The 25,448-nt window shown below is 58.7% G+C and carries 28 protein-coding genes and 1 tRNA gene; all 29 read left to right on the top strand.

Annotation, left to right across the window (positions count from 1 at the left end):
- Positions 1-97: 97 nt before the first annotated feature.
- The 29 genes from tuf (ACVDG9_RS14340) (at position 98) to rplE (ending at position 25,427) form a co-directional block, all read left to right on the top strand.
- Positions 98-1,288 carry an elongation factor Tu gene (gene tuf / locus ACVDG9_RS14340; protein ID WP_006936456.1) on the top strand — a complete coding sequence of 397 codons (1,191 nt, stop codon included), beginning with the start codon at positions 98-100 and terminating at the stop codon, positions 1,286-1,288.
- A gap of 108 nt (positions 1,289-1,396) precedes the next feature.
- Positions 1,397-1,472 (top strand) — tRNA-Trp (locus tag ACVDG9_RS14335).
- A gap of 103 nt (positions 1,473-1,575) precedes the next feature.
- Positions 1,576-1,773 carry a preprotein translocase subunit SecE gene (secE, locus tag ACVDG9_RS14330; RefSeq protein WP_006936470.1) on the top strand — a complete coding sequence of 66 codons (198 nt, stop codon included), beginning with the start codon at positions 1,576-1,578 and terminating at the stop codon, positions 1,771-1,773.
- 66 nt (positions 1,774-1,839) lie between these two features.
- On the top strand, positions 1,840-2,370 hold the full coding sequence (gene nusG / locus ACVDG9_RS14325) for a transcription termination/antitermination protein NusG (RefSeq protein WP_006936469.1): 531 nt from the start codon (positions 1,840-1,842) through the stop codon (positions 2,368-2,370).
- 175 nt (positions 2,371-2,545) lie between these two features.
- Positions 2,546-2,974, top strand: a complete 429-nt coding sequence (gene rplK, locus ACVDG9_RS14320) for a 50S ribosomal protein L11 (RefSeq protein ID WP_023001581.1) — start codon at positions 2,546-2,548, stop codon at positions 2,972-2,974.
- A 4-nt stretch (positions 2,975-2,978) separates the two neighbouring features.
- Positions 2,979-3,677, top strand: a complete 699-nt coding sequence (gene rplA / locus ACVDG9_RS14315) for a 50S ribosomal protein L1 (RefSeq protein ID WP_055654723.1) — start codon at positions 2,979-2,981, stop codon at positions 3,675-3,677.
- Between the two features lie 324 nt (positions 3,678-4,001).
- Positions 4,002-4,520 carry a 50S ribosomal protein L10 gene (gene rplJ, locus ACVDG9_RS14310; protein WP_023001583.1) on the top strand — a complete coding sequence of 173 codons (519 nt, stop codon included), beginning with the start codon at positions 4,002-4,004 and terminating at the stop codon, positions 4,518-4,520.
- A gap of 60 nt (positions 4,521-4,580) precedes the next feature.
- Complete coding sequence (gene rplL, locus ACVDG9_RS14305; protein WP_023001584.1) at positions 4,581-4,958, top strand: 50S ribosomal protein L7/L12; 378 nt, start codon at positions 4,581-4,583, stop codon at positions 4,956-4,958.
- A 289-nt stretch (positions 4,959-5,247) separates the two neighbouring features.
- The gene (gene rpoB, locus ACVDG9_RS14300) at positions 5,248-9,387 is read left to right on the top strand and encodes a DNA-directed RNA polymerase subunit beta (RefSeq protein WP_031269576.1); all 4,140 of its coding nucleotides are present in this window, start codon (positions 5,248-5,250) and stop codon (positions 9,385-9,387) included.
- 92 nt (positions 9,388-9,479) lie between these two features.
- Positions 9,480-13,679, top strand: a complete 4,200-nt coding sequence (rpoC, locus tag ACVDG9_RS14295; protein WP_055654721.1) for a DNA-directed RNA polymerase subunit beta' — start codon at positions 9,480-9,482, stop codon at positions 13,677-13,679.
- A gap of 78 nt (positions 13,680-13,757) precedes the next feature.
- The gene (locus ACVDG9_RS14290; protein WP_023001587.1) at positions 13,758-14,051 is read left to right on the top strand and encodes a hypothetical protein; all 294 of its coding nucleotides are present in this window, start codon (positions 13,758-13,760) and stop codon (positions 14,049-14,051) included.
- A gap of 676 nt (positions 14,052-14,727) precedes the next feature.
- The gene (gene rpsL / locus ACVDG9_RS14285; RefSeq protein WP_006936459.1) at positions 14,728-15,099 is read left to right on the top strand and encodes a 30S ribosomal protein S12; all 372 of its coding nucleotides are present in this window, start codon (positions 14,728-14,730) and stop codon (positions 15,097-15,099) included.
- Positions 15,100-15,111: 12 nt separating this feature from the next.
- Positions 15,112-15,582: a 30S ribosomal protein S7 gene (gene rpsG, locus ACVDG9_RS14280; RefSeq protein ID WP_023001588.1), complete on the top strand. Its 471-nt coding sequence runs from the start codon at positions 15,112-15,114 to the stop codon at positions 15,580-15,582.
- A 25-nt stretch (positions 15,583-15,607) separates the two neighbouring features.
- Positions 15,608-17,683 carry an elongation factor G gene (gene fusA / locus ACVDG9_RS14275; RefSeq protein WP_055654719.1) on the top strand — a complete coding sequence of 692 codons (2,076 nt, stop codon included), beginning with the start codon at positions 15,608-15,610 and terminating at the stop codon, positions 17,681-17,683.
- 47 nt (positions 17,684-17,730) lie between these two features.
- Positions 17,731-18,921: an elongation factor Tu gene (tuf, locus tag ACVDG9_RS14270; RefSeq protein ID WP_006936456.1), complete on the top strand. Its 1,191-nt coding sequence runs from the start codon at positions 17,731-17,733 to the stop codon at positions 18,919-18,921.
- A 73-nt stretch (positions 18,922-18,994) separates the two neighbouring features.
- Positions 18,995-19,303 (top strand): 30S ribosomal protein S10, encoded by a 309-nt coding sequence (gene rpsJ, locus ACVDG9_RS14265; RefSeq protein ID WP_006936455.1) that lies wholly within the window; start codon positions 18,995-18,997, stop codon positions 19,301-19,303.
- Positions 19,304-19,326: 23 nt separating this feature from the next.
- On the top strand, positions 19,327-20,037 hold the full coding sequence (gene rplC / locus ACVDG9_RS14260) for a 50S ribosomal protein L3 (protein ID WP_031268311.1): 711 nt from the start codon (positions 19,327-19,329) through the stop codon (positions 20,035-20,037).
- The gene (rplD, locus tag ACVDG9_RS14255; RefSeq protein ID WP_055654717.1) at positions 20,037-20,657 is read left to right on the top strand and encodes a 50S ribosomal protein L4; all 621 of its coding nucleotides are present in this window, start codon (positions 20,037-20,039) and stop codon (positions 20,655-20,657) included. The genes rplC and rplD overlap by 1 nt, the downstream gene beginning before the upstream one ends.
- Positions 20,654-20,947 carry a 50S ribosomal protein L23 gene (locus ACVDG9_RS14250; RefSeq protein WP_006936452.1) on the top strand — a complete coding sequence of 98 codons (294 nt, stop codon included), beginning with the start codon at positions 20,654-20,656 and terminating at the stop codon, positions 20,945-20,947. Before rplD ends, ACVDG9_RS14250 begins: the two co-directional genes overlap by 4 nt.
- 18 nt (positions 20,948-20,965) lie before the next feature.
- On the top strand, positions 20,966-21,796 hold the full coding sequence (gene rplB / locus ACVDG9_RS14245; RefSeq protein WP_055654715.1) for a 50S ribosomal protein L2: 831 nt from the start codon (positions 20,966-20,968) through the stop codon (positions 21,794-21,796).
- A 12-nt stretch (positions 21,797-21,808) separates the two neighbouring features.
- The gene (rpsS, locus tag ACVDG9_RS14240; RefSeq protein WP_022998243.1) at positions 21,809-22,087 is read left to right on the top strand and encodes a 30S ribosomal protein S19; all 279 of its coding nucleotides are present in this window, start codon (positions 21,809-21,811) and stop codon (positions 22,085-22,087) included.
- 2 nt (positions 22,088-22,089) lie between these two features.
- On the top strand, positions 22,090-22,470 hold the full coding sequence (gene rplV / locus ACVDG9_RS14235; RefSeq protein WP_006936449.1) for a 50S ribosomal protein L22: 381 nt from the start codon (positions 22,090-22,092) through the stop codon (positions 22,468-22,470).
- Positions 22,470-23,198, top strand: coding sequence for a 30S ribosomal protein S3 (rpsC, locus tag ACVDG9_RS14230; RefSeq protein ID WP_006936448.1), 729 nt, complete (start codon positions 22,470-22,472; stop codon positions 23,196-23,198). The genes rplV and rpsC overlap by 1 nt, the downstream gene beginning before the upstream one ends.
- 47 nt (positions 23,199-23,245) lie before the next feature.
- Positions 23,246-23,659, top strand: a complete 414-nt coding sequence (gene rplP / locus ACVDG9_RS14225; RefSeq protein ID WP_022998244.1) for a 50S ribosomal protein L16 — start codon at positions 23,246-23,248, stop codon at positions 23,657-23,659.
- Between the two features lie 21 nt (positions 23,660-23,680).
- On the top strand, positions 23,681-23,881 hold the full coding sequence (gene rpmC / locus ACVDG9_RS14220) for a 50S ribosomal protein L29 (RefSeq protein WP_006936445.1): 201 nt from the start codon (positions 23,681-23,683) through the stop codon (positions 23,879-23,881).
- A 10-nt stretch (positions 23,882-23,891) separates the two neighbouring features.
- A complete protein-coding gene (gene rpsQ, locus ACVDG9_RS14215; RefSeq protein WP_022998245.1) occupies positions 23,892-24,122 on the top strand; it encodes a 30S ribosomal protein S17 in 231 nt (76 codons plus the stop codon).
- Between the two features lie 69 nt (positions 24,123-24,191).
- The gene (gene rplN, locus ACVDG9_RS14210; RefSeq protein WP_006936443.1) at positions 24,192-24,560 is read left to right on the top strand and encodes a 50S ribosomal protein L14; all 369 of its coding nucleotides are present in this window, start codon (positions 24,192-24,194) and stop codon (positions 24,558-24,560) included.
- On the top strand, positions 24,560-24,877 hold the full coding sequence (rplX, locus tag ACVDG9_RS14205; RefSeq protein WP_006936441.1) for a 50S ribosomal protein L24: 318 nt from the start codon (positions 24,560-24,562) through the stop codon (positions 24,875-24,877). The genes rplN and rplX overlap by 1 nt, the downstream gene beginning before the upstream one ends.
- Positions 24,870-25,427, top strand: coding sequence for a 50S ribosomal protein L5 (rplE, locus tag ACVDG9_RS14200; protein WP_022998246.1), 558 nt, complete (start codon positions 24,870-24,872; stop codon positions 25,425-25,427). Before rplX ends, rplE begins: the two co-directional genes overlap by 8 nt.
- Positions 25,428-25,448 lie beyond the last annotated feature (21 nt).

The raw sequence follows: 25,448 nt of genomic DNA, 5'->3' as shown, positions 1-25,448 counted from the left end.
AAGCAATTCGTCGCTCGCGGATCTGTCCAAGGCGCCGGAACGCGTCCCGCCTCGACCTAATTCGACCGAACCGAGTATTGGACAGAGAGCGACGCCGATGGCGAAGGAAAAATTTGAGCGCAACAAGCCGCACGTTAACATTGGCACGATTGGCCACGTTGACCACGGCAAGACGACGCTGACCGCAGCAATCACCATGACGCTGGCTGAAACCGGCGGTGCGACTGCAAAAGCTTACGACGAAATCGACGGCGCGCCTGAAGAAAAGGCTCGCGGCATCACCATCTCCACGGCCCACGTTGAGTACGAGACGGAAAACCGTCACTACGCACACGTCGACTGCCCTGGTCACGCCGACTACGTCAAGAACATGATCACCGGTGCAGCGCAGATGGACGGCGCGATCCTGGTCTGTTCTGCCGCTGACGGCCCGATGCCGCAGACCCGCGAACACATCCTCCTGGCTCGCCAGGTTGGTGTTCCGGCTCTGGTCGTGTTCATGAACAAGGTTGACCAGGTCGACGACGAAGAGCTTCTCGAGCTCGTCGAAATGGAAATCCGCGAACTGCTGTCTTCCTACGAATTCCCGGGCGACGACATTCCGATCGTCAAGGGTTCTGCACTGGCAGCCGTTGAAAACCGCGATCCGGCCATTGGCCGCGATGCGATCCGTGAGCTGATGGCTCAGGTCGACGCGTACATCCCGACCCCGGAGCGTCCGAAGGACCTTCCGTTCCTGATGCCGATCGAAGACGTCTTCTCGATCTCCGGCCGTGGTACGGTTGTAACCGGTCGTGTTGAGCGCGGCATCGTGAAGGTTGGCGAAGAAGTCGAAATCGTCGGCATCAAGGACACGCAGAAGACCACGGTCACCGGCGTTGAAATGTTCCGCAAGCTGCTGGACAGCGGCGAAGCAGGCGACAACATCGGCGCGCTGATCCGCGGTATTGCACGTGAAGACGTTGAGCGTGGCCAGGTTCTTTGCAAGCCGGGTACTGTTACCCCGCACACGAAGTTCAAGGCCGAGGCTTACATCCTCACCAAGGAAGAAGGTGGTCGTCACACCCCGTTCTTCACCAACTACCGCCCGCAGTTCTACTTCCGTACGACGGACGTGACCGGTGTGGTGTCCCTGCCGGAAGGCACGGAAATGGTGATGCCGGGCGACAACGTCTCCGTCGAGGTTGAGCTGATCGTGCCGATCGCCATGGAAGAAGGCCTGCGCTTCGCTATCCGCGAAGGTGGCCGTACCGTCGGCGCTGGCGTCGTCGCATCCATCATCGAATAAGATGATTTCGGGCTGCCGGGCCTTGTGCCCGGCAGTCCCGCCTCTTAAGTCTTGCGATGTGCGGCTTCAGAGGGTATCAGGAGCAAGTTCGCCCAGGCGGACTTCTGAAGGGGTATAGCTCAGCTGGTAGAGCGACGGTCTCCAAAACCGTAGGTCGCGGGTTCGAACCCTGCTGCCCCTGCCAATTTGCTCTTGATTAATCTGCCTCGAGGGCTTAAAGAGTTTCCTCGAGTGAGGCGCGCGAAGTTTTTCGCGCGCCCACTCGTATTTAACAGACCGGAATCGGAATGGCGAAGACCAATCCCTTTAAATTCATCCAGGAAGTACGCGCGGAAACGTCCAAGGTAACTTGGCCGACGCGCAAAGAAACAGCAGTGACCACTGTCATGGTTTTCATCATGGTTGTGATCGCGGCGATCTTTTTTCTCGTGGCAGATCAGTTGATGGGCTTCGGGATCGGCTATCTTCTGGGTGTCGGCGGCTAATTTCAGTCAGCCGCCCGGGCGACTGTCCGGTTTGAAGACAAAGAACAAGAAACGGAACTGAGATCCATGGCCAAGCGCTGGTACATTGTGCACGCCTACTCCAATTTCGAGAAGAAGGTCGCCGAGTCCATCCGCGAAAAGGCCGAGCAGAAGGGTCTGTCCGACCTGTTCGAAGAGATTCTCGTTCCGATGGAAAAGGTCGTTGAAGTGCGCCGTGGCCGCAAGGTCGATGCAGAGCGCAAGTTCTTCCCGGGCTACGTCCTGGTGAAGATGGAAATGACCAACGAGGCTTTCCACCTCATCAAGGATACGCCGAAGGTAACCGGGTTCCTGGGCGCGGATCAGAAGCCGATGCCGATCCCGGAAAAAGAAGCAATGCGCATCATCAACCAAGTGCAGGAAGGCGTGGACCGGCCGAAGCCGTCCGTGACTTTCGAGGTTGGCGAGCAGGTGCGTGTTTCCGACGGTCCGTTCGCGTCCTTCTCCGGCCTTGTCGAGGAAGTGGACGACGAGCGTGCGCGTTTGAAGGTGGCCGTGTCCATCTTCGGCCGTGCAACGCCGGTGGAATTGGAATTCGGTCAGGTCGACAAGCTCTGATCGTTTGCTGCCCCGAGGGGTGGCTTGAGAGCCCGGTCGCAGTGTCCACAAGGATGCGGCATCCGGGATGAAAGGGTGGAAGGTTCCGGAACTCTTCGCCGGGTTCCAACAGGGCCGAACCACCAACTCCCAATCAGCTGAAGAGTCATTCAGCTGTTAATGACTGGAGAGAAACATGGCGAAAAAAATCGAAGGTTTCCTGAAGCTTCAGGTGCCGGCAGGTTCCGCTACTCCGTCGCCGCCCATTGGTCCGGCGCTCGGTCAGCGTGGTCTGAACATCATGGAATTCTGCAAGGCTTTCAACGCCGCTACGCAGGATGCTGAAAAGGGCGCACCGTGCCCGACCGTGATCACCTACTACTCCGACAAGTCCTTCACGTTCGAAGTGAAGACGGCTCCGGTCAGCTTCTTCCTGAAGAAAGCTGCCAAGCTGCAGAAGGGCTCCCAGACCCCGGGCCGTGGCACGGTTGGTTCTGTGACCAAGGCGCAGGTGAAGGAAATCGCCGAAGCCAAGATGAAGGACCTGAACGCCAACGACATCGACGCAGCTATGCTGATGGTCGAAGGCTCCGCCCGCTCCATGGGCCTCGAGGTAACGGAGTAAGATCATGGCGAAGGTTGGAAAGCGCATCCAGGCAGCTCGTGAAGGTATCGACCGCAACAAGCTGTATTCCCTGAACGAAGCCATCGGCCTCGTGAAGGACCGTTCCAAGACCAAGTTCGACGAAACCGTTGAAGTTGCGATCAATCTCGGCGTTGATCCGCGTCACGCAGACCAGATGGTCCGCGGCGTGTGCATCCTGCCGAACGGCACCGGCAAGACCGTTCGCGTTGCTGTGTTTGCTCGCGGCGACAAGGCCGAAGAAGCCAAGGCTGCTGGCGCCGATATCGTCGGTGCAGAAGAGCTGGTTCAGGAAGTTCAGGGCGGCAAGATCGACTTCGATCGCTGCATTGCAACTCCGGACATGATGCCGCTCGTCGGTCGTCTCGGTAAGGTTCTCGGCCCGCGCGGCCTGATGCCGAACCCGAAGGTTGGTACCGTGACCCCGGACGTCAAGTCCGCCGTCAACGACGCCAAGGGCGGCGCTGTTCAGTTCCGCGTTGAAAAGGCTGGTATCGTTCATGCTGGCGTTGGCAAGGTGTCCTTCTCTGAAGAAGCGATCACCCAGAACGTCAAGGCTCTGCTGGACGCCGTTCAGAAAGCCAAGCCGACTGGCGCAAAAGGCACCTACCTGAAGCGCATCGCCGTGTCCTCCACGATGGGCCCGGGCGTAAAGGTCGATCTCGCCACCGTTGCTGGCGAATAATCCGGTCTTTCCGGATTGATACGAGATTTCGGCCGAAAGGCCGAATAGACCCGGCGGCTTGCTGCCGGGTTGCCCTGTCCGAGACTGCAGGTGCCGGGAAACCGGCTTAAGCCGAACAAGGCCTGCATAGATGGGTGAGAACCGAATTTCCCACCGATCCGGTGGAAAACCTGGTTCGAACCAGACCTTGCCGAGCGCTTCTGGCGCGAAGGTGAGGGGACAGGACCCTGAGCGTCGCCAGGACAGGCGGTTACCGGGTTCGGGACCATCTGCCAGGCGGCAAGGTAAACCGGCGGCGTCACAGCCGCCAAATGGAGAAGGCAAGTGGAAAGAGCGGAAAAGCACGAGTTCGTGTCGGCCCTCAACGCCGAGCTGGGTAACACCGGTGTTGTCGTCGTCGCGCACTATGCAGGCCTTTCGGTAGCTCAGATGACCGCACTGCGGGCATCCGTGCGCGAAGCCGGCGGCACTGTAAAAGTCGCAAAAAACCGCCTTGTCAAACTCGCCCTTCAAGGCACCGACCTTGAGCACATCTCCGACCTGTTTCAGGGCCCGACCGTTATCGTCCATTCCGACGATCCGGTAGCCGCTCCGAAAGCAGCCGTCGATTTCGCCAAGGCAAACGAAAAGTTTGCGATCCTTGGTGGTGCTCTTGGCTCGACCAACCTGAACCCGGATGGGGTCAAGTCTCTGGCAACCATGCCGTCGCTCGATGAGCTGCGTGCGAAACTGGTTGGCATGATCCAGACCCCGGCTTCCCGGATTGCACAGGTTGTCAACGCTCCGGCCGGGCAGCTTGCCCGCGTCTTCGGCGCTTACGCCAAGAAGGACGAGGCCGCATAAGGCGTCCAAAACACACTGTCTCACGTAACCAAAACTGGTTCGAACTTAAGGTACTGAAAAATGGCTGATCTTGAAAAGCTCGTTGAAGAACTGTCCGCACTGACCGTTATGGAAGCTGCTGAACTCAGCAAGCTTCTGGAAGAAAAGTGGGGCGTTTCTGCTGCTGCTCCGGTCGCAGTTGCTGCTGTTGCTGCTGGTGGCGGCGATGCAGCTGCTGCTGAAGAAAAGACCGAATTTGACGTTATCCTGGCTTCTGCCGGCGACAAGAAAATCAACGTCATCAAGGAAGTCCGCGCAATCACCGGTCTTGGCCTGAAAGAAGCTAAGGAGCTCGTCGAAGGCGCTCCGAAGCCGGTCAAGGAAGGCGTTGGCAAAGACGAAGCAGAAGAGCTGAAGAAGAAGCTCGAAGAAGCTGGCGCATCTGTCGAGCTGAAATAATAAAGGCCTACCGGCCTTTTGAACGGTCCCGGGCAACTGGGACCGTACCTAGCCCCGGCGGGATTTTCCCGTTTCCGGGGCAAACGTACCACTAGGGCATCCTGCTTTCGCAAGACGGCAGATGAAGATGTTCTAGGCCCCTAAGACCGGTCAACTTGTCTGGTTTCAGGTGAGGGCACCTGAAGCAGGTTGATCCAGGGGGGACGGTTTTCCGAAGCGCCCGGGCGCTCGCCCGATTGGAAAAGGGGCGTTTCGGGAAGCCGTTACCCGGCCGATACGAGGAGCGACAATGACCCAAACGTTCAACGGTCGCAAAAAGGTCCGTAAATATTTCGGATCGATCCGCGATGTCGCGGCTATGCCTAATCTCATCGAGGTTCAAAAAGCATCCTACGACCAGTTTCTACAGGTCGACGAGATGCCGGGCGGTGGCCGCAAGAATGAAGGCCTTGAAGCGGTCTTCCAGTCCGTATTTCCGATCTCCGATTTTGCGGGCACTTCCCTTCTGGAATTTGTTTCCTTCGAATTTGAAGCTCCCAAATACGACGTCGATGAGTGCCGCCAGCGCGACATGACCTTTGCGGCTCCGCTGAAGGTTACCCTGCGCCTGATCGTGTTCGATGTCGATGAAGACACCGGCGCAAAGTCCGTGAAAGACATCAAGGAACAAGATGTCTACATGGGCGACATGCCGTTCATGACCGACAACGGCACTTTCATCGTCAACGGCACCGAGCGCGTCATCGTTTCCCAGATGCACCGTTCTCCGGGTGTGTTCTTCGACCATGACAAGGGCAAGACCCATTCTTCCGGCAAGTTGCTGTTCGCAGCACGCGTGATCCCGTATCGCGGTTCCTGGCTCGATATCGAATTCGACGCGAAGGACATCGTGCATGCGCGCATCGACCGTCGCCGCAAGATCCCGGTTACGTCCCTGCTGATGGCGCTTGGCCTCGATGGTGAGGAAATCCTCAACACGTTCTACAAGCGTATCGATTACACCCGTCAGAAGGACGGCTCCTGGCGCATGCCGTTTGACGGTAACCGTCTGAAGGGCACCAAGGCGTCCTACGACCTGATCGACGCTGACAGCGGCGAAGTGGTGATCGAGGGTGGCCGGAAGATCACTCAGCGCACCATCAAGCAGCTTGAGGAAAAAGGCGTCACCGCCTTGAAAGTGACCGACGAAGACCTTCATGGCCAGTATCTGGCTGAAGACATCGTCGACATGAAGAGCGGTGAAATCTACGCTGAAGCAGGCGACGAGATTTCCGGAAAGCTGCTGGAAGAACTGGTCGATCGTGGTTACCACGAGCTGCCGATGCTCGACATCGATCATGTCAACACCGGTCCGTACATCCGCAACACCCTGTCGGTCGACAAGAACGAGTCTCGTGAAGATGCTCTGTTTGACATCTACCGCGTGATGCGTCCGGGCGAGCCGCCCACCATCGACACTGCCGAGGCGATGTTCCAGTCGCTGTTCTTCGACGAAGAGCGCTATGACCTGTCCGCCGTTGGCCGCGTGAAGATGAACATGCGTCTTGACGTGGAGTGTGCCGACACCGTTCGCACGCTGCGCAAGGACGACATCCTGGAAGTCATCCGGGTTCTTCTTGAACTGCGCGATGGCAAGGGCGAAATCGACGACATCGACAACCTCGGCAACCGCCGTGTTCGTTCTGTCGGCGAGCTGATGGAAAATCAGTACCGCGTCGGTCTGCTGCGCATGGAACGTGCGATCAAGGAACGCATGAGCTCTGTCGAAATCGACACGGTCATGCCTCAGGACCTGATCAACGCGAAGCCGGCTGCTGCTGCCGTTCGTGAATTCTTCGGCTCCTCGCAGCTGTCGCAGTTCATGGACCAGACCAACCCGCTGTCGGAAGTCACCCACAAGCGCCGCCTGTCGGCACTTGGCCCGGGCGGTCTGACCCGCGAACGCGCAGGCTTCGAAGTCCGCGACGTTCACCCGACGCACTACGGCCGTATCTGCCCGATTGAAACGCCGGAAGGCCCGAACATCGGCCTGATCAACTCGCTGGCAACCTTTGCTCGTGTGAACAAGTACGGCTTCATCGAAAGCCCGTACCGGAAAGTGAAAGACGGCGCCGTTACCAACGAAGTCGTTTATCTTTCCGCCATGGAAGAAGCCAAGCACTACGTGGCCCAGTCCAACGCCGTCTACGATGACGAGGGCCGGTTCACCGAAGAGCTGATCACCTGCCGTCACGCCGGTGAAAACATGATGGTTCCGTCCGACAAGGTCGACCTCATGGACGTTTCGCCGAAACAGCTCGTGTCCGTCGCGGCCGCGCTCATTCCGTTCCTTGAGAACGATGACGCCAACCGCGCACTGATGGGCTCGAACATGCAGCGTCAGGCCGTTCCGCTGGTTCGTGCCGAAGCACCGTTCGTCGGTACAGGCATGGAGCCGATCGTGGCACGCGATTCCGGTGCTGCCATCGGTGCCCGCCGTGCTGGCGTTGTCGACCAGGTGGATGCGACCCGTATCGTTATCCGTGCGACCGAAGACCTCGATCCGGGCAAGTCCGGCGTCGATATCTACCGGCTGCAGAAGTTCCAGCGGTCCAACCAGAACACCTGCATCAACCAGCGTCCGCTGGTGCGTGTCGGTGACCGGATCCACAAGGGCGACATCATTGCCGACGGTCCGTCGACCGATCTCGGTGATCTGGCGCTCGGCCGGAACGTGCTCGTCGCGTTCATGCCCTGGAACGGCTACAACTTCGAGGATTCCATCCTCCTGTCCGAACGCATCGTCTCCGATGACGTGTTCACCTCCATCCACCTCGAGGAATTCGAAGTGATGGCGCGTGACACCAAGCTTGGGCCGGAAGAAATCACCCGCGACATTCCGAACGTTTCGGAAGAAGCGCTGAAGAACCTCGACGAAGCCGGTATCGTCTACATCGGTGCCGAACTGAACCCGGGCGATATCCTGGTCGGCAAGATCACTCCGAAGGGCGAAAGCCCGATGACGCCGGAAGAAAAGCTTCTGCGCGCCATCTTCGGTGAAAAGGCGTCCGACGTTCGCGATACTTCCCTGCGCCTGCCGCCGGGGGTTTCCGGTACCGTTGTCGAAGTGCGCGTCTTCAACCGCCACGGCGTTGAAAAAGACGAACGCGCGATGGCGATCGAGCGCGAGGAAATCGAGCGTCTCGCAAAGGACCGCGACGACGAACAGGCGATCCTCGACCGCAACGTCTATGGCCGTCTGGCCGAGATGCTGATGGACAAGACCGCCATTGCCGGCCCGAAGGGCTCCAAGAAGGACACCGTACTGACCGGGGACGTTCTCAACGACTTCCCGCGCTCGCAGTGGTGGCAGTTTGCCACCGACGACGAGAAGTTCATGTCCGAAATCGAAGCTCTGCGTGGTCAGTATGACGACAGCCGCAAGCGTCTCGAGCAGCGTTTCATCGACAAGGTCGAGAAACTGCAGCGCGGTGACGAACTGCCGCCGGGCGTCATGAAGATGGTCAAGGTCTTCGTTGCCGTGAAGCGCAAGCTTCAGCCGGGCGACAAGATGGCCGGCCGTCACGGCAACAAGGGCGTGGTCTCCAAGATCAACCCGTGCGAAGACATGCCGTTCCTTGAAGACGGCACGCATGTCGATATCGTGCTGAACCCGCTCGGCGTTCCGTCGCGCATGAACGTCGGTCAGATCCTTGAAACCCACCTGGGTTGGGCCTGCCGCGGCATGGGTAACCGGATCGGCGAAATGTACGACGAGTACAGGAAGTCAGGCGAGATCGGCGAATTGCGCGGCAAGATTGTCGAGATCTACGGCGACAACATGAAGGGCGACAACGTCAAGGAATACGATGACGAAGGTATCGTACGCCTGGCGGAGCAGCTGAAGAAGGGCGTCAGCATCGCGACGCCGGTCTTCGACGGTGCTCGTGAACCCGATGTCGTCGAGGCGCTCAACATTGCCGGCTACGACCCGAGCGGCCAGTCCGTTCTGTACGATGGCCGGACCGGTGAAGAGTTCGACCGCAAGGTAACTGTGGGCTACATCTACATGCTGAAGCTCCACCACCTTGTCGACGACAAGATCCATGCCCGTTCCATTGGCCCGTACTCGCTCGTCACCCAGCAGCCGCTCGGTGGTAAGGCTCAGTTCGGTGGCCAGCGCTTCGGGGAAATGGAGGTCTGGGCGCTTGAAGCTTACGGTGCAGCCTACACGCTGCAGGAAATGCTCACCGTCAAGTCGGATGACGTTGCCGGCCGTACGAAGGTCTATGAGGCCATCGTTCGTGGCGACGACACCTTCGAGGCAGGCATTCCGGAAAGCTTCAACGTGCTTGTGAAGGAAATGCGGTCCCTGGGTCTCAACGTTGAACTGCAACGAACCGATGTCCCCGTGATCGGCGAGGAAGAAACTGCGGACGCCGCAGAATAACCCCGCCTACGGACCACAAATGACTTGGAATGCCGGTTGCGGGGAGGGGCGCAAGAGCTCGCTCCCCCACCGCGCATCGAAGGAGATGGATCATGAATCATGAGGTCATGAACCTGTTCAATCAGCAGGCTCCCGCACAGACCTTCGACAATATCCGGATTTCGCTTGCGAGCCCGGAAAAGATCTTGTCCTGGTCTTTCGGCGAAATCAAAAAGCCGGAGACCATCAACTACCGTACGTTCAAGCCTGAGCGCGACGGTCTGTTCTGCGCGCGTATCTTTGGCCCGATCAAGGACTACGAATGTCTTTGCGGCAAATACAAGCGCATGAAATACAAGGGCGTCATCTGCGAAAAGTGTGGCGTTGAAGTCACCCTGTCGCGGGTTCGCCGTGAACGCATGGGCCACATCGAACTGGCTGCGCCTGTTGCGCACATCTGGTTCCTGAAGTCCTTGCCGAGCCGTATCGGCCTTCTACTCGACATGACGCTGAAGGACCTGGAACGCGTTCTGTATTTCGAGAACTATGTTGTTCTCGAGCCGGGCCTGACCCCGCTCAAGCAGCACCAGCTTCTGTCGGAAGAAGACTTCATCGCCGCTCAGGACGAGTATGGCGAAGATGCCTTCACCGCCATGATCGGTGCCGAGGCGATCCGCGAGATCCTGATGAGCATGGATCTGGAGCGCGAGAGCGAGAAGCTGCGTCAGGAGATCGCCGAGGCGACCACCGAACTGAAGCCGAAGAAGCTTGCCAAGCGCCTGAAGGTTATCGAAGCATTCATGGAATCGGGCAACCGCCCGGAGTGGATGATCATGACCGTGGTTCCGGTTATCCCGCCGGATCTGCGCCCGCTGGTACCGCTTGACGGTGGCCGTTTCGCGACATCCGATCTGAACGATCTCTACCGCCGCGTGATCAACCGTAACAACCGTCTGCGCCGCCTGATGGAACTGCGTGCTCCGGATATCATCATCCGGAACGAAAAGCGCATGCTTCAGGAGTCCGTTGACGCCCTGTTCGACAACGGCCGCCGCGGCCGCGTCATCACCGGCGCCAACAAGCGTCCGCTGAAGTCGCTGTCCGACATGCTGAAGGGCAAGCAGGGCCGGTTCCGTCAGAACCTTCTCGGCAAGCGCGTCGACTATTCCGGCCGTTCGGTTATTACCGTGGGTCCGGAACTGAAGCTGCACCAGTGCGGCCTGCCGAAGAAGATGGCGCTTGAGCTGTTCAAGCCGTTCATCTATTCGCGCCTCGACGCCAAGGGCTTCTCCTCGACCGTTAAGCAGGCCAAGAAGCTGGTTGAAAAGGAACGTCCGGAAGTATGGGACATCCTCGACGAAGTCATCCGTGAGCACCCGGTTCTCCTGAACCGCGCGCCGACGCTGCACCGTCTTGGTATCCAGGCCTTCGAACCGACCCTGATCGAAGGCAAGGCCATCCAGCTGCATCCGCTCGTCTGCTCGGCCTTCAACGCCGACTTTGACGGTGACCAGATGGCTGTTCACGTACCGCTTTCGCTGGAAGCCCAGCTCGAAGCGCGTACGCTGATGATGTCGACCAACAACATTCTGCATCCGGCAAACGGTGGCCCGATCATCGTTCCTTCGCAGGATATCGTTCTGGGTCTCTACTATCTGTCCATCATGGCAGAAGGTGAGCCGGGCGAAGGCATGGTCTTCGGCAACACTGGTGAGATCCACCATGCGCTGGCCAACAAGGTCATCACGCTGCACACCAAGGTGAAGGGCCGTTATCGGTCCATCGATGCGGAAGGCAATCCGACTTCCGAAATCATCGAGACCACTCCGGGCCGCATGCTCATCGCGGAGCTTCTGCCGAAGCACCACGAAGTGCCGTTCGAGGTCTGCAACAAGCTGATGACCAAGAAGGACATCTCCAAGATGATCGACACGGTTTACCGTGCCTGCGGTCAGAAGGAGACGGTTATCTTCTGTGACCGGATCATGCAGCTTGGCTTCAAGAACGCCTGTAACGCCGGCATCTCCTTCGGCATGGACGACATGGTCATTCCGGACACCAAGCACAAGCTGGTGGCCGAAACCTCGTCGCTCGCGACCGAATACGAGCAGCAGTACAACGACGGTCTGATCACCCAGGGCGAAAAGTACAACAAGGTTGTCGATGCCTGGGCGAAATGTACCGACAAGATTGCTGACGAGATGATGGCCCGCATCAAGGCGGTCCAGATCGATGAGGAAACCGGTCGTCAGAAGCCGATGAACTCGGTCTACATGATGTCGCACTCCGGTGCTCGTGGTTCGCCCCAGCAGATGAAGCAGCTGGCCGGCATGCGCGGCCTGATGGCCAAGCCGGACGGTTCCATCATCGAGAACCCGATCATCTCGAACTTCAAGGAAGGTCTGTCGGTTCTGGAGTACTTCAACTCCACCCACGGTGCCCGTAAGGGTCTGGCCGATACCGCTCTGAAGACCGCAAACTCCGGTTACCTGACCCGCCGTCTGGTGGATGTCGCCCAGGATTCCATCATCCTGGAACCGGATTGCGGATCCACGCGCGGCATCACCGTTGCTCCGATCGTCGATGCCGGTAACGTCATCGCTTCGCTCGGCATGCGCGTTCTGGGCCGTACGACTGCGGAAGATGTCTACAACAACCAGACCGGCGAACTGCTTGTCCCCAAGGGCACGCTGATCGACGAGAAGGATGTTGATGCCATCGAGGCTGCCAAGGTTCAGCAGATCAAGATCCGCTCGGTTCTTACCTGTGAAACCGAAACCGGCGTCTGCGCGACCTGTTATGGTCGTGACCTTGCTCGCGGTACGCCCGTGAACATGGGTGAAGCTGTCGGCGTCATCGCCGCACAGTCGATCGGTGAGCCTGGCACGCAGCTGACCATGCGTACCTTCCACATTGGTGGTACCGCACAGGTTGTCGACAGCTCGTTCATCGAGTCCAACGTCGACGGCACGATCAAGATCCGGAACCGTTCGGTCAATCGCGACAGCGACGGCAACCTGATTGCCATGGTTCGCAACATGTCCATCGTTGTCATCGACAGCGACGGCAACGAGCGTGCCGTGCATCGTGTGGCCTACGGTTCCAAGCTGCATGTCGATGAAGGCGATGCGGTCAAGCGCGGTCAGCGGATTGCCGAATGGGATCCGTATACCCGTCCGATGCTTGCTGAAGTCGATGGTATCGTGGACTTCGAGGATCTGGTCGATGGTGCGTCCGTTCAGGAAACGGCCGACGAAGCGACCGGCATCACCAAGCGTGTCGTCATTGACTGGCGTTCTTCGCAGCGTGGTCAGGATCTGAAGCCGGCTATCGTCGTCAAGGACGAAAAAGGCAGCATTTCCAAGACCGATCGTGGCTCCGACGCCCGTCTGATGCTTTCCGTTGACGCGGTTCTGTCCGTTCAGCCGGGAGCTTCGGTCAAGGCTGGTGACGTTCTGGCCCGTATCCCGCTGGAAAGCGCCAAGACCAAGGACATCACCGGTGGTCTGCCGCGTGTTGCGGAACTGTTCGAGGCTCGCCGTCCGAAGGATCATGCGATCATCGCCGAAATCGATGGTACGATCCGCTTCGGTCGCGATTACAAGAACAAGCGTCGCGTCATCATCGAGCCGGCGGAAGAAGGTGTCGAGCCCGTCGAATACCTTATCCCGAAGGGCAAGCACTTCCATCTTCAGGAAGGCGATGCCATTGAAAAGGGTGAGTACATCCTCGACGGCAACCCGGCTCCGCACGACATCCTGGCAGTTAAAGGCGTAGAGGCCCTTGCGGCTTACCTCGTCAACGAGATCCAGGAAGTCTACCGCCTGCAGGGCGTGACCATCAACGACAAGCACATTGAAGTGATTGTCCGCCAGATGCTGCAGAAGGTCGAGATCACCGATCCGGGCGATACGGAGTTCTTCTCCGGCGAACAGATCGACAAGATCGACTTCGAGGAAGCCAACCGCCGGGCGATCGACAATGCACGCGATCCTGCCAAGGGGGTGCCGGTTCTGCTCGGCATCACCAAGGCATCGCTGCAGACGCGCTCGTTCTTCTCCGCCGCCTCCTTCCAGGAGACGACCCGCGTCCTTACCGATGCGGCTGTCAACGGCAAGACCGATCCGCTGGTCGGCCTCAAGGAGAACGTCATCGTCGGCCGTCTGATCCCGGCCGGTACCGGTGGGGTGATGAAGCGGATCCGTCAGATCGCGACGCATCGCGACGACCTGATCCAGGAAGCTCAACGTCAGCAGTCTTCGGACAGTGCAGCGGAAGGCCTTCTGGAAGATATGACCGGTGCAGCCGAGTAATCGGTTTCCCGTCGAACTGTCGAAAGGCCGCCCTCGGGCGGCCTTTCTTGTATAATGAGGCAAAAGAGGCCTGATGATATGAACGACAATGAACTTGAACTGGACCCGGTGGTCTACATCGTCATTGGCAGGGTCTGGGAAAACGAAGACGCTTCGCCGGATGACGCCATCACCATTCACGCGCTGCTGACAGCGCCGGATGACGACGACGCGGTTCGCAAGACACTTGAATCGCTCTCTGCTCAGGGGTTTGCGGAAGCCGAGCTCGACCAGATCGGCGTGATGGATGGCGAACCGGATGATCCGGTTTACGAAGGTGCCTACCAGGATGCGCTTGCCGGAAACGTTGCAATCGTGACTTTCACGGCCTGAGGAGGCTGGAAGAACACTCGCCCGCAAATACCTGCCGTGCATCAGGCGCATATCGGCGGGTGAGGGGCTATGGCCGGCGAATCCGGAATGCGTTTATGGCGGGTCCGTCTGGAATCGGTCCCATGAATCAAGGGCCTGCGTTGCCCGATGACCTGGCAAACGCCACCGATCTGACCTGATTTGAATCATTCCGGTTAGAGTTGATTCAGAATTCCGCCGGAATGCGGAATCCGCCAGCGCAATAATATTACCGAAAAGGTGCTGAAAACTATCGTTTGGCGCAGGTAAGTAGCGGAAATCATGTCGGAAATTCAGATGGCGGATCTGTAACCCGCACAAACGCTGTTTTTTCGACAAAGCACTTGACGCAATGGGTGCATATGAGTAGTTTCCGCGCATCCCAAGGGCAGGCGGTAAGTGCGAACCCGTCCAGCGCCACCAAGGCGCAGGACCCAGTCCTCTTAAACGCTGCCGGGTTATATAGGCGAATACGCGTCGATTGCATGACCGCGGGGTAACTCGTGGTCCTCTGGTTTTTCGCAGCGCCGGCCGCTCTTCATTGAGCGCGCGGGCGCGATTTTGCATGTCTTCACGGCTCAGGCCGAGGAGGGGTCAAGGTCAGCGGGGGACTGCAGTTGCATACGAATTTTTGGATGGACAAGGTAAAGGGCAAAGAATGCCGACCATCAACCAGTTGATCCGCAAGCCGCGGAAAGATCCGCCGAAGCGGAACAAGGTGCCGGCCATGGAGGCCTGCCCCCAGAAGCGTGGTGTTTGCACCCGCGTTTACACGACGACGCCGAAGAAGCCGAACTCGGCTCTGCGTAAGGTGGCCAAAATCCGCCTGACCAACGGCTTCGAAGTCATTGGCTACATCCCGGGTGAAGGTCACAACCTTCAGGAACACTCGGTGGTTATGATCCGCGGCGGTCGCGTAAAGGACTTGCCGGGTGTGCGCTACCACATCATCCGTGGTGTGCTCGATACCCAGGGCGTCAAGGATCGTAAGCAGCGCCGTTCGAAGTACGGCGCGAAGCGGCCGAAGTAAGGAGCACATCAGATGTCCCGTCGTCACCGCGCTGAAAAACGCGAAATTAACCCGGATCCGAAGTTCGGGGATATCGTCGTAACGAAGTTCATGAACTCCATCATGTACGACGGTAAGAAGTCGACTGCCGAGCGCATCGTTTACGGTGCTTTCGACGTTGTCGAAAACAAGACCCGCGAGAACCCGATCGAAGTGTTCCACGCTGCTCTCGAAAACGTTATGCCGCAAGTGGAAGTTCGCTCCCGCCGTGTTGGTGGTGCGACCTACCAGGTCCCGGTCGAGGTTCGTACCGACCGCCGTCAGGCGCTGGCAATTCGCTGGTTGATCACTGCGGCTCGCAATCGTAACGAAACCACGATGGTTGACCGTCTTTCCGGCGAGCTGCTCGATGCAGCAAACAACCGTGGTACCGCAGTCAAGAAGCGCGAAGACACGCACCGGATGGCAGACGCCAACCGCGCATTCTCGCACTATCGCTGGTAATTTGTGACTTCGAAGGGCTGACGCAATGGCGCGCACGCATAAAATCGAGGACTACCGCAACTTCGGCATCATGGCTCACATCGATGCTGGAAAGACCACTACGACTGAGCGGATCCTCTTCTACACTGGTAAGAGCCACAAGATCGGCGAAGTTCATGACGGCGCAGCCACCATGGACTGGATGGAGCAGGAGCAGGAGCGTGGCATCACGATCACCTCTGCTGCAACCACCGCTTTCTGGAAAGAAAAGCGCCTGAACATCATCGACACCCCGGGCCACGTTGACTTCACCATTGAAGTTGAACGTTCCCTGCGCGTGCTCGACGGTGCCGTCGCCCTTCTGGATGCAAACGCTGGCGTTGAGCCGCAGACTGAAACTGTTTGGCGTCAGGCCGACAAGTATCATGTCCCGCGGATGATCTTCGTCAACAAGATGGACAAGCTGGGCGCCGATTTCGATCGCTGCGTCAAGATGATCAAGGAACGCCTCGGCGCAACTCCGCTGGTCATGCAGCTTCCGGTTGGCGCTGAAAGCGAATTCGCTGGCTGTATCGACCTTCTGGAAATGAAGGCTCTGATCTGGCAGTCCGAAAACCTTGGCGCTGCCTGGGACGTTGTCGACATCCCGGCCGATCTCGTAGATCGCGCTCAGGAAGCTCGCGACGCTCTGATCGAGACTGTTGTCGAAGTCGACGAAGCTGTCATGGAAGCTTATCTGGAAGGCGAAGAGCCCTCCATCGAGACGCTCAAGAAGCTTATCCGCAAGGGTACGATCAGCACTGAATTCGTTCCGGTCTTCTGCGGTTCCGCATTCAAGAACAAAGGCGTTCAGCCGCTTCTCGACGCAGTTGTCGACTACCTGCCTAGCCCGGTTGAAGTTCCGGACATCAAGGGTATCGACCCGAAGACCGAAAGCGAAATCATTCGCAAGTCTTCCGACGAAGAGCCGCTCGGCCTGCTGGCGTTCAAGATCGCCAACGACCCGTTTGTTGGTTCCCTGACGTTCTGCCGCATCTATTCCGGCGTTCTGAACAAGGGCGTGTCCCTGCTGAACACCGTGAAAGACAAGCGTGAGCGCGTCGGCCGGATGATGCAGATGCACTCCAACTCCCGCGAAGACATCGATGTAGCCTATGCAGGCGATATCGTTGCTATCGCAGGCCTGAAGGACACCACGACTGGCGACACCCTGTGTGATCCGCTGAAGCCGGTGATCCTGGAGCGCATGGAATTTCCGGAGCCGGTCATCGAGATCGCTGTCGAGCCGAAGACCAAGGGCGACCAGGAAAAGATGGGCCTCGCGCTCAACCGCCTGGCTGCTGAAGATCCGTCCTTCCGCGTCAAAACCGACGAAGAATCCGGTCAGACCATCATCGCCGGCATGGGCGAGCTGCACCTGGACATTATCGTCGACCGCATGAAGCGCGAATTCAAGGTCGAAGCCAACATCGGTGCGCCGCAGGTGGCTTACCGCGAAACCATCACCAAGGTTTCTGAAGTGGATTACACCCACAAGAAGCAGTCTGGTGGTTCCGGTCAGTTCGCTCGCGTCAAACTGGTCATCGAGCCGGCCGAGCCGAACGAAGGCTACGTCTTCGAAAGCAAGATCGTCGGTGGGTCCATTCCGAAGGAATACATCCCGGGCGTTACCAAAGGTATCGAAAGCGTCATGTCTTCCGGTCCGCTGGCAGGCTTCCCGATGCTCGATATCAAGGCAACCCTGATCGATGGTGCCTACCACGACGTTGACTCCTCGGTTCTCGCCTTCGAAATCGCCGGCCGTGCCGGTTTCCGCGAAGGTATTGCCAAGGCCGGCCCGAAACTGCTCGAGCCGATCATGAAGGTCGAGGTTGTTACACCGGAAGACTACATGGGTGACGTGATTGGTGACCTGAACTCCCGCCGCGGCCAGATCGCGGGTACGGAGAACCGGGGCGTCGTTACTGTCATCACCGCAATGGTCCCGCTGGCCAACATGTTTGGTTACGTGAACAACCTGCGTTCCATGTCTCAGGGCCGCGCACAGTACTCGATGGTGTTCGATCACTACGAGCAGGTGCCGCAGGCTGTCGCCGAAGAGGTTCAGGCGAAATACGCCTGAGCCCATCCTCTTAACGTCAAGAAGAACTAGAGAAACGGAGTAATCCGATGGCGAAAGAAAAATTTGAGCGCAACAAGCCGCACGTTAACATTGGCACGATTGGCCACGTTGACCACGGCAAGACGACGCTGACCGCAGCAATCACCATGACGCTGGCTGAAACCGGCGGTGCGACTGCAAAAGCTTACGACGAAATCGACGGCGCGCCTGAAGAAAAGGCTCGCGGCATCACCATCTCCACGGCCCACGTTGAGTACGAGACGGAAAACCGTCACTACGCACACGTCGACTGCCCTGGTCACGCCGACTACGTCAAGAACATGATCACCGGTGCAGCGCAGATGGACGGCGCGATCCTGGTCTGTTCTGCCGCTGACGGCCCGATGCCGCAGACCCGCGAACACATCCTCCTGGCTCGCCAGGTTGGTGTTCCGGCTCTGGTCGTGTTCATGAACAAGGTTGACCAGGTCGACGACGAAGAGCTTCTCGAGCTCGTCGAAATGGAAATCCGCGAACTGCTGTCTTCCTACGAATTCCCGGGCGACGACATTCCGATCGTCAAGGGTTCTGCACTGGCAGCCGTTGAAAACCGCGATCCGGCCATTGGCCGCGATGCGATCCGTGAGCTGATGGCTCAGGTCGACGCGTACATCCCGACCCCGGAGCGTCCGAAGGACCTTCCGTTCCTGATGCCGATCGAAGACGTCTTCTCGATCTCCGGCCGTGGTACGGTTGTAACCGGTCGTGTTGAGCGCGGCATCGTGAAGGTTGGCGAAGAAGTCGAAATCGTCGGCATCAAGGACACGCAGAAGACCACGGTCACCGGCGTTGAAATGTTCCGCAAGCTGCTGGACAGCGGCGAAGCAGGCGACAACATCGGCGCGCTGATCCGCGGTATTGCACGTGAAGACGTTGAGCGTGGCCAGGTTCTTTGCAAGCCGGGTACTGTTACCCCGCACACGAAGTTCAAGGCCGAGGCTTACATCCTCACCAAGGAAGAAGGTGGTCGTCACACCCCGTTCTTCACCAACTACCGCCCGCAGTTCTACTTCCGTACGACGGACGTGACCGGTGTGGTGTCCCTGCCGGAAGGCACGGAAATGGTGATGCCGGGCGACAACGTCTCCGTCGAGGTTGAGCTGATCGTGCCGATCGCCATGGAAGAAGGCCTGCGCTTCGCTATCCGCGAAGGTGGCCGTACCGTCGGCGCTGGCGTCGTCGCATCCATCATCGAATAATCGACAGCCGGGCCTGCCGGTGACTTTCAAGTGAAACGCGGGCAGGCCCGCAGTCTTATTGGGAACAACAACAATGAACGGTCAGAATATCCGGATCCGCCTGAAGGCGTTTGACCACCGTATTCTCGACGCCTCCACCAAGGAGATCGTCAATACGGCCAAGCGGACCGGTGCTCAGGTACGGGGTCCCGTGCCGCTGCCGACGCGGATCGAGAAGTACACGGTGCTTCGCGGGCCGCATATCGATAAGAAAAGCCGCGATCAGTTCGAGATGCGTACGCATAAGCGCCTTCTCGATATCGTTGATCCGACGCCCCAGACGGTGGACGCGCTCATGAAGCTCGACCTCGCCGCTGGTGTCGACGTCGAGATCAAGCTCTAAGCCGGGTCGAAGGGGACACATCCATGCGTTCTGGAGTGATCGCTCAGAAAGTGGGCATGACCCGCATCTATAACGATGCAGGCGAGCATGTTCCGGTCACCGTTCTGCGGCTGGAAAATTGCCAGGTGGTTGCCCACCGCACTGACGAAAAAAATGGTTACACTGCGCTGCAGCTCGGTGCAGGTACCCGTAAAGTAAAGAATACGCCGAAGGCACTGCGTGGCCACTTTGCTGTTGCAAAGGTTGAGCCGAAGCGGACCGTGGCCGAATTCCGCGTTTCCGCGGAAAACCTGATCGACGTTGGCGCGGAACTGACCGCTGACCACTACGTCGAAGGCCAGTTTGTCGACGTGACCGGCACTTCTATCGGTAAGGGTTTTGCCGGTGCCATGAAGCGTCACAACTTCGGTGGTGGCCGTGCATCGCACGGTAACTCGATCTCGCACCGTTCGCACGGTTCTACCGGTCAGTGTCAGGACCCGGGCCGCGTGTTCAAGGGCAAGAAAATGGCCGGTCACATGGGTGATGCCCGCGTGACCACGCAGAACCTGAAGGTTGTGCGCACTGATGTTGAGCGTGGCCTGATCATGGTCGAGGGCTCTGTTCCGGGCGCCAAGGGCGGCTGGATCCTGGTCCGCGACGCGATCAAAAAGGCGCTGCCGGAAAACGTTCCGGTTCCGGGTGCTTTCAAAGCAACCGAAGCGACTGCGGCCGCCGGGAAGGAGAGTGAGTGATGGAACTCCAGGTCAAGACCCTCGAAGGTGGGGCGGCCGGTTCGATCACGGTGTCTGACGAGATCTTCGGTCTCGAGCCGCGCACCGATTTGATCCACCGTGTGGTGCGTTGGCAGCTGGCCAAGCGCCAGGCAGGTACCCACAAGGCACTGGGCCGTTCGGAAGTTTCCGGCACGACGAAGAAATTCGTCCGTCAGAAAGGTTCCGGCGGTGCACGTCACGGCAACAAGAAGGCCCCGCAGTTCCGCGGTGGTGGTAAGGCATTCGGCCCGATCGTTCGCGATCACAGCCATGACCTGCCGAAGAAGGTTCGCGCCCTCGGCCTGAAGCATGCCCTGTCGGCGAAAGCCAAGACAGACAGCATCGTTATTGTCGAAGACGCAAAGGCAGCCGAAGCAAAGACCAAGGCGCTCAAGGCACAGCTGACCAAGCTCGGCCTGACCAGCGCCCTGATCATTGACGGCGCCGAGGTCGATGCAAACTTCGCTCTGGCATCCCGCAACATTCCGCATCTGGATGTGCTGCCGGTTCAGGGCATCAACGTTTACGACATCCTGCGTGCCAACACCCTGGTGTTGACGAAGGCTGCGGTGTCCGCACTTGAGGAGCGCTTTAAATGAGCAAACTTCCTCACTACGACAAAATCGTCGGCCCGGTAATCACCGAAAAGTCGACGATGGCTTCCGAAGAGAACAAGGTTGTCTTCAAGGTTGCTAACGATGCAACGAAGCCGGAAATCAAGGCCGCAGTCGAAGCGCTGTTCGGTGTAAAGGTCACGGCAGTGAACACCCTGGTCCGCAAGGGCAAGGTCAAGCGCTTCCGCGGTCGCATCGGCCGTCAGTCCGACTACAAGAAGGCCGTCGTTACGCTGCAGGAAGGTCACGCAATCGACGTGACCACCGGGCTCTAAGACGGGGACTTAAGAAAAATGGCACTTAAGACATTCAACCCGACGTCCCCAGGCCGCCGTCAGCTGGTTCAAGTTGATCGCTCTGGTCTGTGGAAAGGCAAGCCGGTCAAGACCCTGACCGAAGGCCTGTCCAAGTCCGGTGGCCGCAACAACGCCGGCCGCCTGACGTCTCCGAACCGCGGTGGCGGTCACAAGCGGTCTTACCGTCTTGTCGACTTCAAGCGCCGTAAATGGGACGTTCCGGCTACGGTCGAGCGCCTTGAATACGATCCGAACCGGACCGCATTCATTGCACTCATCCGTTACGAAGACGGTGAACTGAGCTACATCCTGGCGCCGCAGCGCCTGGCTGCTGGCGATACCGTCATCGCCGGTGAATCCGTCGACGTGAAACCGGGCAATGCCGCGCCGCTGGCTCGCATTCCGGTTGGTACGATCGTGCACAATGTCGAGCTGAAGCCGGGCAAAGGCGCCCAGATCGCTCGTTCGGCAGGTGCGTTCGTTCAGATCGTCGGCCGCGACCAGGGCTACACCACGCTGCGCCTGATGTCTGGCGAGCAGCGCCGTGTGCTCGGAACCTGCATGGCTTCCATTGGCGCCGTGTCCAACCCGGACCACGCCAACGTTAACCTGGGTAAAGCAGGCCGTTCCCGCTGGCTTGGCATTCGTCCGCATACTCGCGGTGTTGCCATGAACCCGATCGACCACCCGCACGGTGGTGGTGAAGGCAGGACCTCCGGCGGTCGTCATCCGGTTACTCCTTGGGGTAAACCGACCAAAGGTAAGCGTACGCGGCGCAATAAGCAGACTGATAAGTTTATCGTCCGCAGCCGTCACGCGAAGAAGTAAAGGGCAAGGATCGTGGCACGTTCGATCTGGAAAGGTCCGTTTGTCGACGGGTATCTGCTGAAGAAAGCGGACAAGGTCCGTGAGTCCGGCCGGAACGAGGTCATCAAGACCTGGAGCCGCCGCTCTACCATCCTGCCGCAGTTCGTCGGTTTGACCTTCGGCGTCTACAACGGTCAAAAGCACGTTCCGGTGCTGGTGTCTGAGGAAATGATCGGTCACAAGTTCGGTGAGTTCTCGCCGAGCCGGACCTATTATGGACACGGCGCCGACAAGAAGGCGAAGAGGAAGTAACGATGGGCAAGCCGAAGCGTGAGCGGACGCTCGCTGACAATGAGGCCCGGGCAATGACCCGCATGCTGCGCGTTTCCCCGCGCAAGCTGAACCTCGTTGCGGCTTCGATCCGTGGCAAAAAAGTCGGTTCCGCGATCGCGGACCTGACATTCTCCCGCAAGCGCATTGCGCAGGACGTCAAGAAGACCTTGATGTCTGCCATTGCCAACGCGGAAAACAACCATGACCTGGACATCGACAACCTGGTGGTTGCTGAAGCACATGTCGGCAAGGCATTTGTGATCAAGCGGTTCCAGGCCCGTGCACGCGGTCGTGTTGGCCGGATCGAGAAGCCGTTCTCGAACCTGACCATCGTCGTGCGCGAAGTTGAGGAGACTGCCTGATGGGACATAAGACAAACCCGATCGGCATGCGCCTCGGGATCAACCGCACCTGGGACAGCCGCTGGTACGCGAACAAGAACGAATACGGCGATCTTCTGCACGAAGATTTCCGCATCCGTGAGCTCCTGCTGAAGGAACTCAAGCAGGCTGCCGTGTCCAAGGTTGTTATCGAACGCCCGCACAAGAAGTGCCGTGTGTCCATTCACTCCGGTCGTCCGGGTGTGGTCATCGGTAAAAAGGGTGCCGATATCGAGCGTCTTCGCAAGAAGATCGCCGACATCACCAATTCCGAAGTGCATCTCAACATCGTTGAAGTGCGCAAGCCGGAAATCGACGCGACCCTGGTCGCCCAGTCGATTGCCCAGCAGCTGGAACGCCGCGTTGCTTTCCGTCGCGCCATGAAGCGGGCCGTTCAGTCCGCCATGCGTCTCGGTGCACAGGGCATCCGTATCAACTGCGGTGGCCGTCTCGGCGGTGCGGAAATTGCGCGTATCGAATGGTACCGCGAAGGCCGCGTCCCGCTTCACACGCTGCGTGCAGACATCGACTACGGTGTTGCAAGCGCTCACACGGCTTACGGCGTGTGCGGTGTGAAGGTCTGGATCTTCAAGGGTGAAATTCTGGAACACGATCCGATGGCGTCTGAGCGCCGTGCGACCGCTGCTTCCGAAGGCAACCAGGGTGATCGCGGCGGACGCCGGGATCGGGGCCGCGAGCGCGCAGCTTAATTCAAGCTGCCTGCCGCTCGTAACTTAAGAAAGACGAGAGAAGAACGATGCTGCAACCGAAGCGCACAAAGTTCCGCAAGCAGCACAAGGGCCGCATCCACGGCTTGTCGAAGGGAGGCACTGACCTCAACTTCGGCGCATTCGGTCTGAAGGCGATTGAGCCGGAGCGTGTTACGGCACGTCAGATCGAAGCGGCCCGCCGTGCTATGACCCGCCACATGAAGCGTGCGGGTCGTGTTTGGATCCGCATCTTCCCGGACGTCCCGGTTTCCTCGAAACCTGCTGAAGTCCGCATGGGTAAAGGTAAGGGTTCTCCGGATTACTGGGCTTGCCGTGTCAAGCCAGGCCGGATCATGTTCGAAATCGACGGTGTGCCGGAAGACATTGCGCGTGAAGCCATGCGTCTTGCTGCAGCCAAACTGCCGATCAAGTGCCGCTTCGTTCAGCGTATCGGCGAGTAGGGCAGGCGAGGAGTTAGAGCCATGAAGGCTACCGATGTACGGGCTAAGACCCTCGACGAGCTCCGCAGTGAGCTTGAAGGCCTGAAGAAAGAGCAGTTCAACCTGCGCTTCCAGCGGGCTACGGGTCAGCTTGAAAACACTGCGCGTGTCCGGCAGATCCGCCGTGATATCGCGCGTATCCAGACGATCATGCGCGAAAAGCGCGTGTCGGCGAACGCGTAAGGAGACGGCCATGCCGAAGCGTATCCTGCAGGGCACCGTTGTCAGCGACGCCAATGACAAGACGGTGACGGTGAATGTGGAGCGTCGCTTCACGCACCCGCTGCTGAAGAAGACTGTGCGCCGGACCAAGAAGTACCGCGCACACGACGAAACCAACCAGTACAAGGTTGGCGACATTGTTCAGATCGAAGAATGCGCGCCGATCTCTAAAAACAAACGTTGGACCGTGGTCGCTCAGTGACCGCGCTCCATTCAGTGAGCATCAGGCGCCCGTGACCCGAGCGCCATCAGAAGAACAAGGCAGCCAGTCATGATTCAGATGCAAACAAACCTCGACGTCGCGGATAATTCCGGCGCTCGTCGTGTCATGTGCATCAAAGTGCTCGGCGGCTCCAAGCGTAAATATGCCCAGGTAGGCGACATCATCGTCGTCTCCGTGAAAGAGGCAATTCCGCGGGGCCGCGTTAAGAAGGGCGACGTGATGAAGGCTGTCGTCGTGCGCACGGCAAAGGATATCCGCCGTCCCGATGGCAGCGTGATCCGGTTCGACCGCAATGCGGCCGTGCTGGTCAACAACAACAAGGAGCCGATCGGCACCCGTATCTTCGGACCGGTACCGCGTGAACTCCGTGCAAAGAACCATATGAAAATCATTTCGCTCGCGCCGGAGGTGCTCTGATGGCTGCGAAAATTAAAAAAGGCGACACGGTGGTTGTGCTGACCGGCCGTGACAAGGGTAAGTCCGGCGAAGTCATCCAGATGCTGCCGGCTGACAACAAGGCCCTGGTCCGCGGCATCAACATGGTTCGCCGCCACCAGAAGCAGACCCAGACGCAGGAAGCAGGCATCGTGGCCAAGGAAGCCCCGATTCACCTTTCCAACGTTGCACTGGCCGATCCGAAGGACGGCAAGGCGACCCGCGTCGGCTTCAAAGTGCAGGACGATGGCACCAAGGTCCGTGTGGCCAAGCGTTCGGGAGACCTGATCGATGGCTGAGACCACTAACGTGCCGCGTCTCAAGACGCATTATGACGAAGTTGTGCGCAAGCAGCTTCTGGAGAAGTTCCAGTACAAGAACGTCATGCAGGTTCCGCAGCTGGAAAAGATTGTCCTCAACGTCGGTGTCGGCGAAGCGGTCAGCGATTCCAAGAAGGCGCGTATCGCAGCTGACGACCTGGCACTGATTGCCGGTCAGAAGCCGGTGATCACCAAAGCGAAAAAGTCGATCGCAACCTTCAAGGTTCGCGAAGGCATGCCGCTTGGTGCAAAGGTTACCCTGCGCCGCCAGCAGATGTTCGAATTTCTGGACCGTCTGATCACCATCGCGCTGCCGCGCGTACGTGACTTCCGTGGTCTGAACCCGAAGAGCTTCGACGGTCGCGGCAACTACGCCATGGGCATCAAAGAACACATCGTGTTCCCGGAAATCGAGTACGACAAGGTCGACCAGATCTGGGGCATGGACGTGATCATCTGCACCACGGCGCCGAATGACGATGAAGCACGCGAGCTTCTGCGCGCGTTCAACTTCCCGTTCACGAAGTAACGGGCAAGGGAAGGGATCGAC

The sequence above is a fragment of the Roseibium sp. RP-7 genome, assembly GCF_053005225.1.
Note: the sequence above shows the minus strand (reverse complement) of the source record. Positions and strands in the feature narration are given on the sequence as shown.

What these genes read in the sequence shown, in the direction of transcription:
- tuf (WP_006936456.1), top strand. Translation starts at nt 98, where the DNA reads ATGGCGAAGGAAAAATTTGAGCGCAACAAGCCGCACGTTAACATTGGC.
- secE (WP_006936470.1), top strand. Translation starts at nt 1,576, where the DNA reads ATGGCGAAGACCAATCCCTTTAAATTCATCCAGGAAGTACGCGCGGAA.
- nusG (WP_006936469.1), top strand. Translation starts at nt 1,840, where the DNA reads ATGGCCAAGCGCTGGTACATTGTGCACGCCTACTCCAATTTCGAGAAG.
- rplK (WP_023001581.1), top strand. Translation starts at nt 2,546, where the DNA reads ATGGCGAAAAAAATCGAAGGTTTCCTGAAGCTTCAGGTGCCGGCAGGT.
- rplA (WP_055654723.1), top strand. Translation starts at nt 2,979, where the DNA reads ATGGCGAAGGTTGGAAAGCGCATCCAGGCAGCTCGTGAAGGTATCGAC.
- rplL (WP_023001584.1), top strand. Translation starts at nt 4,581, where the DNA reads ATGGCTGATCTTGAAAAGCTCGTTGAAGAACTGTCCGCACTGACCGTT.
- rpoB (WP_031269576.1), top strand. Translation starts at nt 5,248, where the DNA reads ATGACCCAAACGTTCAACGGTCGCAAAAAGGTCCGTAAATATTTCGGA.
- rpoC (WP_055654721.1), top strand. Translation starts at nt 9,480, where the DNA reads ATGAATCATGAGGTCATGAACCTGTTCAATCAGCAGGCTCCCGCACAG.
- ACVDG9_RS14290 (WP_023001587.1), top strand. Translation starts at nt 13,758, where the DNA reads ATGAACGACAATGAACTTGAACTGGACCCGGTGGTCTACATCGTCATT.
- rpsL (WP_006936459.1), top strand. Translation starts at nt 14,728, where the DNA reads ATGCCGACCATCAACCAGTTGATCCGCAAGCCGCGGAAAGATCCGCCG.
- rpsG (WP_023001588.1), top strand. Translation starts at nt 15,112, where the DNA reads ATGTCCCGTCGTCACCGCGCTGAAAAACGCGAAATTAACCCGGATCCG.
- fusA (WP_055654719.1), top strand. Translation starts at nt 15,608, where the DNA reads ATGGCGCGCACGCATAAAATCGAGGACTACCGCAACTTCGGCATCATG.
- tuf (WP_006936456.1), top strand. Translation starts at nt 17,731, where the DNA reads ATGGCGAAAGAAAAATTTGAGCGCAACAAGCCGCACGTTAACATTGGC.
- rpsJ (WP_006936455.1), top strand. Translation starts at nt 18,995, where the DNA reads ATGAACGGTCAGAATATCCGGATCCGCCTGAAGGCGTTTGACCACCGT.
- rplC (WP_031268311.1), top strand. Translation starts at nt 19,327, where the DNA reads ATGCGTTCTGGAGTGATCGCTCAGAAAGTGGGCATGACCCGCATCTAT.
- rplD (WP_055654717.1), top strand. Translation starts at nt 20,037, where the DNA reads ATGGAACTCCAGGTCAAGACCCTCGAAGGTGGGGCGGCCGGTTCGATC.
- ACVDG9_RS14250 (WP_006936452.1), top strand. Translation starts at nt 20,654, where the DNA reads ATGAGCAAACTTCCTCACTACGACAAAATCGTCGGCCCGGTAATCACC.
- rplB (WP_055654715.1), top strand. Translation starts at nt 20,966, where the DNA reads ATGGCACTTAAGACATTCAACCCGACGTCCCCAGGCCGCCGTCAGCTG.
- rplV (WP_006936449.1), top strand. Translation starts at nt 22,090, where the DNA reads ATGGGCAAGCCGAAGCGTGAGCGGACGCTCGCTGACAATGAGGCCCGG.
- rpsC (WP_006936448.1), top strand. Translation starts at nt 22,470, where the DNA reads ATGGGACATAAGACAAACCCGATCGGCATGCGCCTCGGGATCAACCGC.
- rplP (WP_022998244.1), top strand. Translation starts at nt 23,246, where the DNA reads ATGCTGCAACCGAAGCGCACAAAGTTCCGCAAGCAGCACAAGGGCCGC.
- rpmC (WP_006936445.1), top strand. Translation starts at nt 23,681, where the DNA reads ATGAAGGCTACCGATGTACGGGCTAAGACCCTCGACGAGCTCCGCAGT.
- rpsQ (WP_022998245.1), top strand. Translation starts at nt 23,892, where the DNA reads ATGCCGAAGCGTATCCTGCAGGGCACCGTTGTCAGCGACGCCAATGAC.
- rplN (WP_006936443.1), top strand. Translation starts at nt 24,192, where the DNA reads ATGATTCAGATGCAAACAAACCTCGACGTCGCGGATAATTCCGGCGCT.
- rplX (WP_006936441.1), top strand. Translation starts at nt 24,560, where the DNA reads ATGGCTGCGAAAATTAAAAAAGGCGACACGGTGGTTGTGCTGACCGGC.
- rplE (WP_022998246.1), top strand. Translation starts at nt 24,870, where the DNA reads ATGGCTGAGACCACTAACGTGCCGCGTCTCAAGACGCATTATGACGAA.